This window comes from Lentzea fradiae (assembly GCF_900100955.1).
GTDB classification, from domain to species: Bacteria; Actinomycetota; Actinomycetes; order Mycobacteriales; family Pseudonocardiaceae; genus Lentzea; species Lentzea fradiae.
This window is the reverse complement of record NZ_FNCC01000008.1, coordinates 338,758-354,253: the sequence shown is the minus strand read 5'-3', so window position 1 is coordinate 354,253 and position 15,496 is coordinate 338,758. Positions and strand designations below refer to the sequence as shown.

At 72.5% G+C, this 15,496-nt stretch carries 13 protein-coding genes; 1 reads left to right on the top strand and 12 read right to left on the bottom strand.

Annotated elements, in window-relative coordinates; translation table 11 throughout:
* Window positions 1-25: 25 nt before the first annotated feature.
* The 10 genes from BLT23_RS21140 to BLT23_RS21095 all read right to left on the bottom strand — a co-directional run bounded on the left by BLT23_RS21140 (window position 26) and on the right by BLT23_RS21095 (window position 11,108).
* On the bottom strand, window positions 26-1,156 hold the full coding sequence (locus BLT23_RS21140) for an acyl-CoA dehydrogenase family protein (protein ID WP_090051525.1): 1,131 nt from the start codon (window positions 1,154-1,156) through the stop codon (window positions 26-28).
* Window positions 1,153-1,854, bottom strand: coding sequence for a dTMP kinase (locus tag BLT23_RS21135; RefSeq protein ID WP_090051524.1), 702 nt, complete (start codon window positions 1,852-1,854; stop codon window positions 1,153-1,155). The genes BLT23_RS21140 and BLT23_RS21135 overlap by 4 nt, the downstream gene beginning before the upstream one ends.
* A complete protein-coding gene (locus tag BLT23_RS21130; protein WP_090051523.1) occupies window positions 1,841-3,475 on the bottom strand; it encodes a hypothetical protein in 1,635 nt (544 codons plus the stop codon). The genes BLT23_RS21135 and BLT23_RS21130 overlap by 14 nt, the downstream gene beginning before the upstream one ends.
* Window positions 3,472-6,102, bottom strand: coding sequence for a phosphoenolpyruvate synthase (locus tag BLT23_RS21125; RefSeq protein WP_090051522.1), 2,631 nt, complete (start codon window positions 6,100-6,102; stop codon window positions 3,472-3,474). Before BLT23_RS21125 ends, BLT23_RS21130 begins: the two co-directional genes overlap by 4 nt.
* Window positions 6,099-6,878 (bottom strand): hypothetical protein, encoded by a 780-nt coding sequence (locus BLT23_RS21120; protein ID WP_090051521.1) that lies wholly within the window; start codon window positions 6,876-6,878, stop codon window positions 6,099-6,101. Before BLT23_RS21120 ends, BLT23_RS21125 begins: the two co-directional genes overlap by 4 nt.
* Window positions 6,875-7,975, bottom strand: a complete 1,101-nt coding sequence (locus BLT23_RS21115; protein WP_090051520.1) for an SDR family oxidoreductase — start codon at window positions 7,973-7,975, stop codon at window positions 6,875-6,877. Before BLT23_RS21115 ends, BLT23_RS21120 begins: the two co-directional genes overlap by 4 nt.
* Window positions 7,972-8,229, bottom strand: a complete 258-nt coding sequence (locus tag BLT23_RS21110) for an acyl carrier protein (RefSeq protein ID WP_090051519.1) — start codon at window positions 8,227-8,229, stop codon at window positions 7,972-7,974. Before BLT23_RS21110 ends, BLT23_RS21115 begins: the two co-directional genes overlap by 4 nt.
* Window positions 8,230-8,253: 24 nt before the next feature.
* A complete protein-coding gene (locus BLT23_RS21105) occupies window positions 8,254-9,027 on the bottom strand; it encodes a hypothetical protein (protein ID WP_090051518.1) in 774 nt (257 codons plus the stop codon).
* 89 nt (window positions 9,028-9,116) lie between these two features.
* The gene (locus BLT23_RS21100; RefSeq protein WP_090051517.1) at window positions 9,117-9,956 is read right to left on the bottom strand and encodes an SAM-dependent methyltransferase; all 840 of its coding nucleotides are present in this window, start codon (window positions 9,954-9,956) and stop codon (window positions 9,117-9,119) included.
* A 30-nt stretch (window positions 9,957-9,986) separates the two neighbouring features.
* Window positions 9,987-11,108 (bottom strand): cytochrome P450, encoded by a 1,122-nt coding sequence (locus BLT23_RS21095; protein WP_218133811.1) that lies wholly within the window; start codon window positions 11,106-11,108, stop codon window positions 9,987-9,989.
* 643 nt (window positions 11,109-11,751) lie between these two features.
* Here BLT23_RS21095 and BLT23_RS21090 point away from each other — a divergent pair.
* Window positions 11,752-12,093 carry a hypothetical protein gene (locus BLT23_RS21090; protein ID WP_090051515.1) on the top strand — a complete coding sequence of 114 codons (342 nt, stop codon included), beginning with the start codon at window positions 11,752-11,754 and terminating at the stop codon, window positions 12,091-12,093.
* A 214-nt stretch (window positions 12,094-12,307) separates the two neighbouring features.
* Here the strand turns inward: BLT23_RS21090 and BLT23_RS21085 are convergent, their stop codons facing one another.
* On the bottom strand, window positions 12,308-12,967 hold the full coding sequence (locus BLT23_RS21085; protein ID WP_090051514.1) for a helix-turn-helix transcriptional regulator: 660 nt from the start codon (window positions 12,965-12,967) through the stop codon (window positions 12,308-12,310).
* A gap of 175 nt (window positions 12,968-13,142) precedes the next feature.
* Window positions 13,143-15,368 carry an ATP-binding protein gene (locus tag BLT23_RS21080; protein WP_090051513.1) on the bottom strand — a complete coding sequence of 742 codons (2,226 nt, stop codon included), beginning with the start codon at window positions 15,366-15,368 and terminating at the stop codon, window positions 13,143-13,145.
* Between the last annotated feature and the right edge of the window lie 128 nt (window positions 15,369-15,496).

Genomic DNA, 15,496 nt, shown 5'->3' with positions numbered 1-15,496 from the left:
CCGGACGGAGCGGGTGGCGGGCACGTCACCACCCGCTCCGTCCGGCGATGTCGCGCAGCAGCGCGGTTCCGGCCGCGTCGTCGGCGTCGAGGGTGGAGGCGATCACCTCGCACAGCACCTCGTCGGTGCCACCGCCGATCCGGGTGAGCCGCACGTCGCGGTACATCCGCGCGAGCGGGAAGTCCTCCGAGTACCCGCGTCCGCCGAACGCCTGCAGCGCCGCGTCGACCGCGTCGGCGCAGTCCCTGGCGGCGACCAGCTTCACGGCCGCCGCGGCGGAGTGCGACACCTCGCCCCCGTGCCCCGGCGCCATCGCCGCGTCGAGCAGCGCGTCGACCGCCGACACGCGCGCCCAGTGCCACGCGAGGCGGTGCCGCGGCGCCTGGTGGTCGATCAGCCGCGCCGAGAAGGCGGTCCGGTCGCGCATGTGCGCCACGGCCAGCGTCATCGCCGCCCGTGCGGTGGCGACCAGACCGGCAGCGGCGGCGAGCCGTTCGAAGTCGAGCACGCGCAGCAGGTGCACCAGCCCGGCTCGGGGGTTGCCGGCCACGGCGGTGGCGGGCACGGTCACGTCCAGGTCGAGCACGGCGGTGTCGGCGGACCTGACCCCCAGCGTCGGCACGAACCGGGTGGGCGTCACGCCCGCGAGCGGCACCACGAACAGCCCGAACGACCGCGGCTCGCCCGTCTTCGCCAGCACCAGCGCGTGGGTCGCCCGGCCCGCGTTGGTGATGAAGCACTTGGTGCCGGTCAGCCGCCACCCGTCTCCCTCGCGCCGGGCGGACGTCGTCACGGCGGGCACGTCGGACCCGGCACCGGGCTCCGTCACCGCCGCGCACCCGATGACCGTCCCGTCCAGGGCGCCCTCGACGACCTCGTCGTGCCCGCCCGCGCGGTGCAGGGCGTGCAGGAAGACCTCGCTGTGCAACGACACCGCGAGTGCCGCGCCTCCGTTGTGGACGGCCAGCTCCTCGACCAGCACCCGTGCCCGCGGCAGTCCGCCCACCGGCCCGAGCGCCCACCGCTCGCGGAACGCTCCCGCCTCCCCGAGAGCGCGGAACAGCTCGCGCGGCAGGTGCCCGTCCCGCTCCCAGGACGGCATGTCGGGCACGAACCCCGCGACCACCCGGCGGATCCTCGCTCGGTAGTCGTTCATCCCGCCTCCCGCAACACTTCCACGTCGGCGCACACCTCGGCCGCGATGCCGGCCACGTCCCGCAGCTCCGTGCGCACGACGTGCCAGCGGCCGGGTACCGCCATCGACAACAGGTGCCCGCGCACCGCGCTCTGGTAGGTGACGAAGGCCGTCTCGGGAGTGGAGGTCTCCGCGTTCTGCGGTCCCAGCTCACCGGGGTTGACGTCGGCCATCCGGCGCGCGGCGGCCACGGCCACGGGCGTGTCGAGCAGGAACACCCTGTCCGGCCGCCGCACCGGCGCGAACAGCGGCAGGATCTGCTCCGGCCGGTCGAAGTCCCCGCTCTCCCGCACCCCGCCCGCCGCGACGCGGGCGACGAACTTGTGGAACCAGCCGTCCGCGACGACGACCTGTCCCCGTTCCAGCGCCGGGGTGACCACGCACCGGTCGACGAGCGCGTAGTAGCTCGCCCTGATCAGCACCCAGTGCGGGTCGCCGAGCCGGAAGTACGGGCCGCGCAACGACATCTGCTGCAACGCGCGCAGCCCCTCCAGGTACTCGGCGACGAACGGGTCGTCGGGCTCGGCGGCGTTGTGGCGGACCAGCCGCACCGCCTGTCCCCTGTCGCGGAGCCGGGCGGCCACCTCGGCGGCGGTGCTGGTCTTGCCCGCCCCGTCTATCCCCTCCAGCGCGACGAACACCCCCTCACCCGCCGCCACGCCGGTGCGGCTGGGCCCCGCCGGAGGTGAGGAGGTCGCGGGCCTCCTCGATCGGGAAGTCCGCGTCGAGGTACGCGCCGAGCCGGATCCAGTCGTGCCCGATCCGCAGCGTGGCCTCCCAGGCGGCGGCCGAGTCGAACGACGCCGGGAACACCTCGGCGCGCACGAGGTCCCGCACCCCGCCGACGAGCTCGTCCAGCCGGTCCAGCCAGGTCTCCCACCCGTCGCCACCGAGGTCGCGTTCGACGGCGGTGGCCAGCGCGGCGAGGTCCGCAGGCACCGCGGCCGACGCGTCCAGCCCGGCCACGATCGCGGCGTCGGGCGGCAACGGGCTCGTCCCGCACGCGCTCAGCACGACGCGGCAGGCGTGGTGCAGCAACCGCGTCCCGCTCGTCCGCGCCACCTCCCGCTGCCCGCCGTCGAACGCTCCCGACAGGTCCTCCCGCGCGTTCTCGACCATGATGTTGGACCACACCAGCGCCATCCCCGCCGCCGCGAACCGCTTGGCGGGCAAAGGGATCAGTGACAGGTGCCCGTCGGCGGTGCCGCCGGCGAGGCCGAGGACCGGCATCCGCGCGGACGGCGGCGGCGTGACCGGCTCGGAGGGCGCCCAGGGCTGGGCGGAGGAGATCGGCCCGCCGTCACGCCAGTGCAGCTCGACGAGCCCGACGCGGTGGAACTCGGCCAGCGCGCCCGCGGCCGCCGCGGGGTCCTCCGCGCTCTTGAGCACCTCGGCCACCGGGCGTCCCGGCGAGATCGAACGCCACGTGCGTCCGGCGGACGGACCCAGCACGAAGACGTCGGCCCTGTCCCGCACCACGTGCAGACGTCCGCCGATCGGCCAGGTGGTGACGCCCGCGCGCAGACCGAGCAGCACGCGGGCGGCGTCGGCCGGGCAGCCGTCGACGCCGAAGTCCGCGACCAGCTCCGCGTGTGCCGCGACCGCCTGCTCGATCCCGGCGGTTCCTCGCCGCACGGCGGCGAGACGGTCCCGCAGTGCCGCCGCCTCCTGGTCACCACCGGCGACCAGCCGGTCGAACTGCCGGTCGAGCCACTTGGGCTCCAGGTAGGTCTCTCCCCGCGCCGCCACCCACGACTTCGCCGCGTGCCGTGCCGCGATCCCGGCCCACGCCAGGGCTTCGCGGCCCTCACCCAGCACGGACGACGCGACCGCGTGGCGCATCGCCTGCCTGCTGTGGTGCGCGTACCAGCCCGACACGACCTCGGACAGCGACAGGGGCCACTTCCGCGCCCGTCGCACGAGGTCGTCGCCGCGCAGCACCACGGCACCGCGCAACCGCTGGCACCGGTCGAGCAACGCCGCGGGCAGCCCGCCGAACCCTTCCGCCACGTGCGCGCACACCTCGTCGGCCTGCTCGCGGACCTGCCGCAGCGAGCGGGTGCGCACCTCGACGCGGCGTCCGCGGGCGAACACGATCGTGGGCATCGTCGGATGGTCGTGGTCGTCGTCGGCCAGCAGCAGGAAGTCGACGTCGGAGGCGGAGTTGCCGAACCCCTCGGCGATCGAGCCCTCCAGCACAGCCGCGCACCCCGGCGGCGCCTCGACCAGGTCCAGCGTCTCGCCGAGCAGCGCGGTGAGCTCCGCGCGGTCGATGATCACGACTCCTCCGGTCCTGCCAGCACGCGGATGCTCCCCGTCCCGCCGTCGACGTCGAGGCGCATCCCGTCGCGCACGCGGGTGGTCAGGCCGGGGACCTGCACCACGGTGGGCACGCCCAGCTCGCGGGCGACGATGGCGACGTGGGTCAGCGGGCTGCCGCGCTCGACGAGCAGGCCGGAGGCGGACGGCAGCCACGCCACCCAGCCGGGGTCGGTGCGGTAGGTGACGAGGATGTCGCCCTGGGCCTCCGAAGGCAGCTCGACCACCCGCGCACGGCCCTGCACCCGGCCCGGTCCGGCGGGCACGCCGGTGAACTCCGCCCCCGCCGCCGCGGCGGTGCCTCCGGGAACGGCACGCGCCCACGCGGCCCGGTTCGCCCTGGTGCCGACGGCGCCGCGGGTGGTGAAGCGGGACGGCGCGGTCAGCAGGCGGTCCGACTCGGCGGCGGCCTTGCGCGCACGGACCAGTGCCCGCAGATCGGTGTCCACAGTGGACGCGTCGAAGCACCCGCCGATCTCCTCCAGGTAGAGCCAGAAGACGTCCTCGGGCGCGTCGATCAGCCCCATCTCGGCGAACCGGCGGCCGATCGCCCTGATCATCACCTTCGCCGTGCCGAACGCGCGGGTGCGGCAGAAGCGGATGCGCTCGCGCAGCTCCAGTGCCCTGCGCACCTTGCCCCTGACCCGCTCGTACACCTGCCGCCGCGCCGGGGACAGCCCCGCGACGACGGCGTCGGCGTCGGCCCGTCCCGACATGCTCTCCACCGACGCCACGGCGGCCCGCAGCATCGGGAAGAACGTCGACGGGTCGTCGCGCAGGCTCGGCGCCTCCAGCTTCAGCTCGTCGAGGCTGCGGTCGCCGTAGCGCGCCGCGTAGTCGTCCACATCGGACACGAAAGCGGTGTGCCCGCCGTCCAGCAACGCTTTCCTGGCGTGCGCCGGGTCGGTCTCGATGACGATGCGGCGCAGTTCCTCGTCGGCCCGCACGACGGCCGCGAGCTCGGCGATGCGGTGCGCGGGACCCGCCGACTCGACCGAGTTCGCCGGACCCGCCACCGCCCACGTGAACCACATCGGGGCGTCGGGCAGCCAGCGCCGGTTGAGCTGCTGCAACGTCCCGAAGGACAGCCCGATGACCGCGTCGAGCACCGCGACCCGGCCCCAGCGCGCGACCAGCGTGCGTTCGAGCGCCTGGTAGCGGCGGTAGACCTGGTCGGCGGTCAGCGCGTCGTAGTCCGTGGCGCCGAACTCCTCGTAGGTGCGGTAGAAGTCCTCGATGAACCGCTCGCCGGTGCGTTCGATCATCGCGAACCTGCTCGCGAACCGCAGCCGTGACCGCGCGGTCACGCGGATCTCCTCCGCGCGCGAGCCGAACGTGAACGGGCGCAGCTCGTCGGCCAGCTCGGAATCGAGCGACTCCTCCACGCCGAGGGTGAGCTCCAGGCTGCGGCGGCCCAGCCGGTACAGCGGGGCGAGGCGCACCAGCCGGTACCAGTTCAGCAGGTTGTAGTAGACGCGCCCGTGGAAGTAGCCCAGCAGCGCGGGCAGCCACTCCTGCGCCTGGCTCAGCTGCGCGTCGGGCACCTTCAGCTCGCGGCAGTACTCCTCGTAGACGCGTTGGTACACGCGGCGCGCGAAGCTGTAGGTCAGCGGCGAGGTCATGCCGCGGAAGCTCTCGATGATGTTGGAGTTGTCCCAGACGTGCAGCTCGCCGGGTTCGTCGAGGCCCGCGGTGACCGGCCGGCTCTGCAGCACCCACAGGGTGCCGTCCGCGATCGCCCACTCCACGTCCTGCGGGGCGCCGCGCGCCTCCTCGATCCGGCCCGCGAGCTCGACGAGCTCGCGCAGCTCGGCGTCGGTCACCGCGAGCTCGTCCCGCACCGCGGTGGCGGTCTCGGTCACCCGGCAGCCCCCGGAGGCGTCCGGGTCGTACCGTTCGCGCTTCTCCCCCACCGTGACCTGGAGGACCTTCCCGGCGGGGTCGAGCACGACGGTGTCGGCGTCCACCGCGCCGCCGACGAGTCCCTCGCCCAGTCCGAACACCGCGCTGACCACGCGTTCGGCCCGTTCGCCCGACATCGGGTTCGCGGTGAACAGCACCCCGCTCTTCTCCGCCACCACCAGCCGCTGGACGATCACCGCCATGCCCGCGCCGCCCGGCGGCAGGCCGTGGGCGAGCCGGTACGCGAGGGCGCGGGCCGAGTAGGCGCCCGCCCAGCAGCGCCGCACGTGCTCGGCGACCGCGTCGAGTCCCTCCACGTTCAGGAAAGTGTCGAACTGGCCCGCGAAGGAGAACCGCGGGCCGTCCTCGTCGAGCCCGGACGACCGCACCGCGACCGGCCCCGCGCCGACCGCGTCGACGGCGGAGGCGATCTCGGCCAGCACGTCCGGCCCCAGCGGGGTCTTCAGGACCGCCTCGGTCACGGCGGCGGACGCGGACTCCGCACGATCCGCCGTGAGGTCGCGGAGCTCGTCGCCGATCAGGCCGGCGAGACCGGTCGTGTCCAGGTGGCGGCGCAGGACGTCCGCGCCGATCACGTGCCACGGCGGCACCACGAACCCGGCGTCGGCCAGTTCGCGCAGCCCGCGCGCCTTGGCGCCGTCCACCTCGCTCGTCACTGCCGTCATTCCCACACTCCCCACGTCGTACACAGGACCAGGACCGCCAGGTCGACGGCGAGCACGTAGGTCAGCCCCGACCACCACGTCCCTCCGCGGCGACCGGCCCTCCACCACGAGAGCGCCCCGGCCGCGAAGGCGGCGGCGAGCAGCCCCAAGGCCACCGGGACCACCCACGGCACCGCGATGAGCGCCGCCACGACCACCCCGGTGGCCGACAACGCCCCCGCCGCGACGAGCCGGGCGCCCTGGCCCAGACCGAACGGCCGGTAGTCCGGCTCGTCGAGCTTCCGCGTGAACTTCCAGTGCTCGTAAGCACTCCAGAGCACCACCGCCGCCCCCACGGCCACCGTCGGGGGTGCTCCCGCCGTCACGCCGCCGTACGCGAGCACCAGCAGCGGTGCCACCTCGTAGGCGACGAAGAGGACCACGGGCTGCTTGATCCCGTGGCGCGGCAGGAACGGTGCCGCGAGGGCGGCGGCGCATGCCCCACCCGCGAGGGCGAGGGCCAGGTGGTCTTGGAGGTTGAGCAGCACCACGGCGGCGGCCACGGCGACCATGCCCGCCCGCAGTCCCGCCGCGTCCGCCTCGCCGTCGTCGAGGTCGTCGACCAGGCGCAGGAAGAGGAACAGCGACACGAACGTGATCCCGCCGAGCAGCAGCGGGACCACGCCGGGCCACGTGCGGACGCTCAGCGCAACAACGCTCGCGTAGGTCAGCACCGCGGCGAGCCCGTGCGTCCGCGGCGGGAACCGCAGCCGCACGTACCGCGTCGCGGCGATCACCGCGGCCCGCCGGTGAGGCGCAGCACGTCACCGATGCCCGCCTCGGCACGACCGAGGTAGCCCACCCGGACGCAGTGGTCGAGCAGCGTGCGCAGGTAGTCCACGCCGGTCGCCTCCGGGCGCCACGGTGCCAGCCGCGCCGCGTTCGTGTCGTCGAACCTGGCTCGCCTGCGGAAGAAGCTCTCGTACATCGCGATGATCCGCCGGTAGTAGACGCGTTCGTCCGGTGGCAGCGCGTCGACGTCGAACGCGGACGGCGAGACGTAGTGCGGCACCTCGAACATCGGGTACTCCGCCAGTGCGTTGCTCACGTCGAGCAACGTGTGCGGAGCGGCCCCGACTGCGTGGAAGGTGAGCCCGCGTGCCTCGTCGAACCGGTTCACCACCTGGCAGATCAACGCGGCGACGTAGTCCACCGGCACCAGGTCGAGCAGGGCGTCGTAGAAGCCCGGCACCGACCTGACGCGCCCCTGCGTGAACAGCTTGAGCACCACGTACATGTTCTTGAAGTCGCGGATCACCCCGGACTCCTGGGTGCCCACGACCATGCTCGGCCGCACCACCGCCACGGGTGTGGCGGCGGCCCTGACCTCCTGTTCGGCGAGGAACTTGCTGCGCTCGTAGCCGGTGCCGAACCGCTGGCCCACGTCGAGGTCGTCCTCCAGCACCCGGCCCGTGCGCTCTCCGCAGACGTACGCCGTGCTCACGTGCACGAGCGGCACCGCACGTTCCGAGGCGAGCCGGACGACGTTGCGCGTGCCGTCCACGTTGAGCGACTCGTAGGTCTCCCAACGCCGGCCGAAGTCCGTGGTGGCCGCGGAGTGCACGATGCGGTCGACGCCTGCGGCCAGCTCCTCGTAGCGCTCGGCGGTGAGACCGAGCATCGGCTTCGTCACGTCACCGGCCACACAGGACACGAGCCCCGGCCCGGACTGCCCGGCCGGGACCGTGCGCACGACCTCACCGTCGTTGCGCACGATCGCCGGCCTCTTGTGCACCAGGGCGAGGACCGTGTGACCCTCACCCGCCAGCCTCGCCACGACCTCGGCACCGACCAACCCGGCCGCACCGGTCACGAGGACGCGCAGCCCGCTCACGCCGCCGTCCCCGCCACGCGTTCGGTGACCAGGTCGACCAGCTCCCGCACCGTCGAGACGGTGAGCGCCTCGTCGACGTCGACGGCGGCGAGCTCGAACCGCTCCTCGATGACGATGGCGAGCTCCAGCAGCCGCAACGAGTCGAACCCCAGATCGGTGGCGATCCGCGCCTCGTCGGACAGCTCTTCCGCGTCCCCGTACGACATGTGCCGCAGAATCCCGTGCACGGCCTCACGCACTGCCTCGTTGCTCATCGGTGTCCCCGGGCCCACGTCGCGTCAGCGCTTGAGCTCGGCCCGCATGGTCCACTTGCCGGTCATCAAGGTGTTCTTCGACGTCAGCGTGATCGGGAACCCGTACTTGCGGACCAGGTCGGTGTGGGGACCCGACACCAGGATCGAGCTCGCGGCGTTCTCCTTGGCGCGGAACTGCATGTCGTAGACGAACTCGATCTCACCCTTCGTACCGGTGTAGTACCCGGTCGGCGTGCCGAAGTTCTGCACGGGCTGGGACGAGATGTCCTCGACGACGGCGATGCGCTCGTGGTCCACCTTGGACCCGCTGTACTTGTTGTGCACTAACAGCATCCCGTTGGGCAGGCGTGTGATCTTTCTTGTGGCCTGGACGTGTCGCGCGGGCGCGCCGAGCCGCTGGACGGCGTCGGTGAGCGCGGGCTGGTTCGTGCCCCACCACAGCGGCTGCGTCGTGCCCCACGGCTGCTCGACGCCGTCGCGGTGGGAGATCTCGACCGTCGCCATCGTGATCATGGTCGGCTTCGCTCGGCCACCGTTGACGGAGATGCCGTCGCACGAGTAGTCGCCCATGTAGACGTTGACCTTGCCCGGTGTACCGTCCGCTTCGCGCACCTTGTACCGCGACGGCACGAGCGCACGGGCCTGGGCCGTGGTGATCTGGGTGATCTCGCCGAACTCCAGGCAGTCGCCCTCCGAGGTCACGACGACCGAGGAGCCGGCGGCGTACGCGGACGCCGGGACCAGCGTCGCCGTCAGTGCCAGTAGGACGGACGAAAGGGCGAGCGATGACTTCTTCATGACTTCTCCTTGTCGGGGAGGAAAAAACGCGTGCGTCATCACCCGCGCGGCCGAACGGCCGCGCGGGAGTGGTGGACGTGCCGCAGGGGTCAGCTGTCGGCGGAGCGCCTGGCGACGAAGAGCATGTAGCGGGGCACGAGCCACTCGGCGCAGCCCCTGAACGCCTTCACGAATCCTTCGTAGACGGCGTCGCCGTGGTCGGCGCGCAGCTCCTTCTCGGTGTCGTACAAGGACTGCAGCAACAACGCGTACGTGCGGTGGGTGTTCTCGGTGATGTCGAGGAACTCGACCAGCTCGAACCCGGTCGACCGCAGCAGCACGGGGTAGTCCTCCAGGCGCGGGATCGGCCCCAGGCTCGCGACGCCCAGGAACGCGTCCACGGCCTCCTTGCGCTCACCGGTCAACGGCACGTTCTCGAAGAAGTCGGTGGCCACGAGCGTGGCTCCCGGCTTGAGGACCGCGGCCATGTTCCGGAACGCCTTCTCCCGGTCCGGCATGTGCACGAGCGACTCGATCGCCCACGCGGCGTCGAACTCCGCCGCCCCGAACGGCAGCGGCTCCATCGCGTCCGCGTGCAGGAACTTCACCTGCTCGGTGGCGCCCGCCGCCTCCGCGGCCTCGTTGGCGCGCTTGACCTGCGCGGGGTCGTCGGAGATTCCGGCGACCGTGCAGCCGGTCCGCTCGGCGGCACGCCGCGCCGGCTTGCCGAGCCCGCAGCCCACGTCGAGCAGCCGCTGTCCCGCCCCGATGCGAGTGCGCTCGAGCACGAAGTCGGTGAGCTGGTCGGTCGCCACCTCGACCGCGCTGGTGTCCTCCGGCCCGGACCAGTACCCGACGTGGAGGTTCTCGTCCCACACGTCCGTGCGCATGTCCTCATCGGCCTTGTAGTCGTACTTGGCCTCGGTGGTCCGGTCGTCCGTGCTCGACATCGGCGCTGCTCGCTTTCCTCGTGAGATCCGTCAGCGGTGGAAGGTGACCGGAAGGCTGCGGAGGCAGAAGATTCCGGGGGCGTCGTAGAACTTCAGCTCGTCGAGCACCGGGGTGATCCCGGCGGTGCGCCGGGCGAGCACCCGCAACGCGGCGGTGGTCTCGACCCTGGCGAGCCCCGCGCCGAGGCAGTAGTGGATTCCCAGGCCGAACCCGAGGTGCCTGCCGGTCGCGCGGTCGAGCCGGAACTCGTCGGGGTCGGCGAACTGGCGTTCGTCGCGGTTGCCGGACACGAGCCACACGCGCACCAGCTGGTCGGCGGGGATGACCGTGCCACCGATCTCGACGTCCTTGGTGGTGAAGCGGTAGACCTCGGTGAACGGGCTGCGGTGGCGCACCACCTCCTCCATCACCGCGGCGGAGTTCACGGTGCCGTCGCGCCAGGACGCCATCACGTCGGGGTGCTCCCCCAGCGCCAGCACGGTGTTGCCCAGCAACGCGGTCGTCGTGATGTGCCCGGCGGTCAGCAGCAGCACGGCGAAGTTGCGGATCTCCCTGTCGTTCAGCCGCTCGCCGTCGATCTCGGCCAGTGCGAGCGCCGTCATCAGGTCGTCGGCGGGCTCGTTCCTGCGCCGCCGTGCGTGGTCGAGCATGTACTCGTTCAGCTCGTCCAAAGTGGACTGCATCGACTGCAGGTACTCGCCGTTGAACGGGTCGTCGTGCTCGATCGCGTAGAACTCGTCGGCGCACCGCACCAGGAAGTCCCGATCGGACGCGGGCAGTCCCAGCAGCTCACCGATGACGACCACCGGCAGCTCGTAGGCGAGGTCGCCCACGAGGTCGAACCGCCCGCTGCCGCCGTCCAGCGCCCGGTCGAGCAGCTCGTCGACGATCTCCTCGATCCGCGGGCCGAGCTGCTCCACGAGCCGCGGCGTGAACGCGTGGGACACGAGCCCGCGCAACCGGCCGTGCCGCGGCGGGTCGAGCGAGACGATGCTGCCCTCGGCCTCCTCGGTCATCTCCGGTGGCAACGAGCGCGACGGGTCGGAGCAGAACGTGTCCGTGTCGCGCAGTGCCCGGACGATGTCGTTGTAGCGGAACAGACTCCACGTGCCGTTCGACTCGTCGAACCACGCGGGGCGGTCGTCGCGCATCCCCTTGAGCCACGTGAGAACCGCGTCCCCACCGTCGCCAAAGGTCAGTCGCGGAGTACCGCTCTCCTGTGGTTCTTGTCGCGCCGAAACGTCGGACAACTCCGTCATGCTCGCCCCTCATCTCGAGCAACACACCCGAAGGTGTATGACTAATCGTCATAGTAGGCACGCGCGTCAAAACAAGGCAAGGAAGTCGGCGGAGGACCGGTTCAGGTGTTTCGCAGACGTGCGAAGGTCACGTCCTCGCGAGGGACGCCGACGGCCGCGCACAGCCCTGTTCGCACCGGGGCCGGAGATCAGGTCCACGCAGGTCAGGCGTTGTGGCGGCACTCGTGGACGACTTCGCCGTGACGGCCCTGCCGAGCGGGGGCGAGGTGTCCGCTCCAGCCGGGCTCCGAAAGGCCGAGGCCGGCTCACGAAGTTGTTGCGGCGCCGATTGATCGCCGAGTTCGTTGCTCGCTGTGATGCAGTCCGCACGCACAGTTCCACACAAAGCGTTTCGGCCGTTCCACGATGGAGCCCGGAGAGGCGAAGTGGTGCACCGCGAGGAGTCGCGTAGTGGCACTGGGGCGCGCCGCACCCCTGCGCGACGATCGGTCAGGGCGGGAAAACCCCGCACCGCTGATCGCAGAAGGAGCAAGCCATGCGGCACCTCACTCGCCGTCTCGCCACCGCCGCGGCCGTCGCCGCGACGCTGACCGGGATCTCCCTCGCCACGGCGCCCGCGGCCTCGGCCATGCCGCCGGGGACCGCCTTCCAGTACGGGGCACTGAGCTGCAAGACGCTGGCCTACGCCGACGGCGACGGCGCCGTGGAGTGCAACGGCCTGCAGGGCAACACCTGGCGCTCCCTCGTCGAGTGCAGCTGGGGCTTCTCGTACTACGGCAACTGGCAGAACAACTACCTCGGCGGCAAGACGACCTCCAGGGCCGACTCGAACTGCTTCTTCGGCGTCGAGGACGTCACCATCTCCAGCAACGGCTGATCCCCCACCCTCCGCCCGCCCACCCCGCGCGGGCGGAGGGGCCGGGTGGCCACCGCCGGGTCTCCCCGCCCGGCCGACCGGTGGCCACCCGGTTGTCGCCGCCCGTGGCCACGTCCGTCCTCAATAGACTTTCGCGGTCACGTCGCGACCGACACGCCCCAGCCGACCCGCGCCCCGGAGGCGTTCACCCCGGCGACGTGGCGGGCACGCCGGGTCAGATCACGCCGTTGCGCAGCGCGTAGGCCACGGCGTGGGCGCGGTTGCGCAGACCGAGCCTGCTCAGCAGGGTGTGCAGGACGTTCTTCACCGTGCGCTCCGAGTAGATCAGCTTCTCGGCGATCTCCGCGGTGTCCAGCCCGTCGGCGAGCAGCCTGATCACCTCGGCCTCGCGCTCGGAGAACCCGCCCAGCGTCAGCTTCCTGGGACCGAGCGTGTTCTCCTGCAACCGCTTGAGGCCGTGCAGCAGGACGCCGAGCTGCTCCGCCGGCAGGTCTCCCCTGCCCTCCTGCGCGTCGCGGATGGCGCGCAGCAGCCGCATCCGGTCGGTCGCCTCGCTGCGCGACACCAGCACGACGAGGCCGCGCTCGATGGCCGTCCACAGGTCGTTCTGCCGCAGGTCGTCCGCGACGAGCACGAGCTTGCCGACGTCGTGGCCGAGCAGCTCGGGGAGTCCCGCGTCCGCGACCGCGACGGTGACCTCCGCGTCGGCCGGCTCCTGCACCTGCTCGACCCCCGGCGTGAGGTGCAGCAGCGCCCGCAGGCCGGAGGCCACCAGGGGGTCCGTCGCGAGCACGGAGATGCGGACGTCCGCGCGGCGCGCGTGCGCCGGGAGGTCGGCGCCGCGGCCACCCGGCCAAGCGATCTGCGAAGTCATGGGTCCAGACAACCGCGCGACGAGACCGCGGCGCCAGCTCACGGGGGCGGCAGGCTTCCGCGGTCGAAAAGCTGCCGGTCGGTTCCCACCGGCCTGACCAGACTGCACCGGACACCGCCCCGCAGGACAGACGTCCGGCCCTGTTCGGCCCTTCAGCACCCCTGAAGTGGCACGTTCACCCCTGCCGCCGGGGCAGGCGGGCGAGCTCCGCGCGCACCGCGGCGCCGTCCTCGGGCATCGAGAGCTGCTCGAACCCGGCGAGCGCGCGTTCCAGCACGACCGCGGCCCGGTCGTGGTCACCCGCGTCGACCAGGCACCGGCCTTCCCGGTAGGCCACCCGCGACTGGAGCATCAGCGACCCGTTCTCGACGTAGGTCGCGCCGACCCGCGCGAACACCTCGGCCGCCTCGCCGCACCTGCCCATCGCGTGCAGGCACAGCCCGGTGGCCTCCGTCGCCACCCCGATCATGCGGTGGCGGGTCTGGGGCATCTCCGGTGTCCGGTACGCGCCGGCCGCGGCGACCAGGTCCCGCAGGACCGCCAGCGCCTCGTCCACCTCGCCGAGGTCCAGCAGCAGGTCCCCGTACCGGAAGCGGATCGCCATCTGGACGTCCCAGAAGTCGAACCGGCCGCTGCGCTCCGCCGCTTCCGCCACGAACTTCCGCGCGAGGACCCGGTCACCGCGCCGGTTGTGCACCGCGCCGATGTAGGCGAGCGCCCAGGTCTGCTCCAGCTCGTCCCCCGCCTCGACGGCCACCTCCAGCGCCTGCTCGTAGTACCCGAGCGCGGCGGGCTGCGCGCGCAGGGCCCATCCGACGAAGCTGAGCTGCTGTGCCTCGGACGACCGGTCGCCCAGAGCACGGGCGGCGTCGACGCCGATGAGGAAGATCTCCTCCCACGGCACGGAGTACCAGTGGTCGTCGGAGTACCAGTGCATCGACTTGGCCAGCCGCAGCGCCTCGCGGTGCCACCCGCGCCGCGCCGCCTCCTCGACCGCCGCCTGCCAGTTGGACACCTCCTGGTCCAGCCACGCCACGGCCTCCTTGTACGAGAGAGCGCCGTCCTCGGCGGCATTGTTGGGGAAACACGCCTCCCCCGCCGCCGTCGCCCTGCTCAGCAGGGTGCGGAACATGCCCTCGCGCACGCGTTCCCGTTCGGCCTCCGGCTCCTCCGCCTCCCACTGCTCGCGCGCGAAGATCCTGATGAGGTCGTGGAACCGGAACCTCCCCGCGACCGGGGAGACGAGCACCATGCTGGTCTCGACGAGCTCCCTGAGGTGGAGCAACGCCTCTCGCTGCGCCACCTCGCCGACCGATCGGACCAGCTCGAGGCCGAAGTCGGCGCCGGGGACGGCCGCGAGGCGGCGGAACAGCGTCCTGCCCGGCGGCGACAGGCGGCGGTAGGACACCTCGAACGCGGACCGCACGTGCAGGTCGCCCGCCGACAAGGAGGTGAGACGCGTCCTCTCGTCGTCCAGCTGCCCGACCAGGTACCGCAGCGACCAGTCCGGCTTGCTGGCCAGGCGGTTGCCCGCGATCCGCAACGCGAGCGGCAGGTTTCCGCACAGCGCGGCGATGTCCGCCGCGTCACCGGGCGCCTCCCGCACCCGATCGCCGACGATCGCGCCGAGCAGCGCGACGGCCTCGTCGTCCCCCAGCGGTTCCAGGTGGAGCCACCGCACCTCCTCCAGCCCGGACAGGATGCGCCGGCAGGTGATCAGGGTCCGGCAGCCGGGAGGCGTCGACAGCAGCGGGCGGACCTGGGCCTCGTCGGCGGCGTTGTCCAGCAGCACGAGCACCCGGCGGGTGCTCAGCACCTCCCGGTACGCGCCGGACCGCTCGACCTCGTCCGGCGGGATCTCGTTCTGGGGCACCCCCATCGCCCGCAGCAGCCTCTCGAACACGGCGTGCGCGGAGAGCGGCTGCTCGTCGACACCGCGGAGGTCGACGGCGAAGCAGCCGTCGGGGAACTCGTCGCGCAGCTGTTCCGCCAGCACCGCGACCAGCACCGTCTTGCCGACACCCGCCTGGCCCACGACCGCGACGGCGGACCGGGTCGAGACGTGCTCGCGCAGCTGCCGGAGGACCTCCTCGCGCCCGGTGAGGTCGGACGGCAGCGGCGGCAACCCGGCGGCGGCAACCGGTTCGGGCGCACGGCGGCGGCTTTCCCGCGCCACCTCGAGGAACTCGGCGCGCGCGGCGCCCGTGAGCTCGAGCGCGTCGGCCAGCACCTCGGCCGAGCGGCGCTGGGCCGCGCGTGCCCGTCCGCGTTCCAGCTCGCGCACCGCGCGTTCGCTCATGCCGGACCGCTGTGCCAGCGCTTTCTGGCTCAACCCGGCCGCACGCCGGTGACGGAGCAGCAGCTCGCCGAAGGCGGGCGGACCGCCGGGTGAGGTCGTCATCGCGCATCACCCTCGGCCTGACCGTGAACCACGGGGAGGCGTCATCCCCCCGTTCGCGGCGATCATACCGCCGAGTCCGACTCGGACGGCCGGACTCGCTGCCCCCGCAACCGGTTGAGACGGGTTCC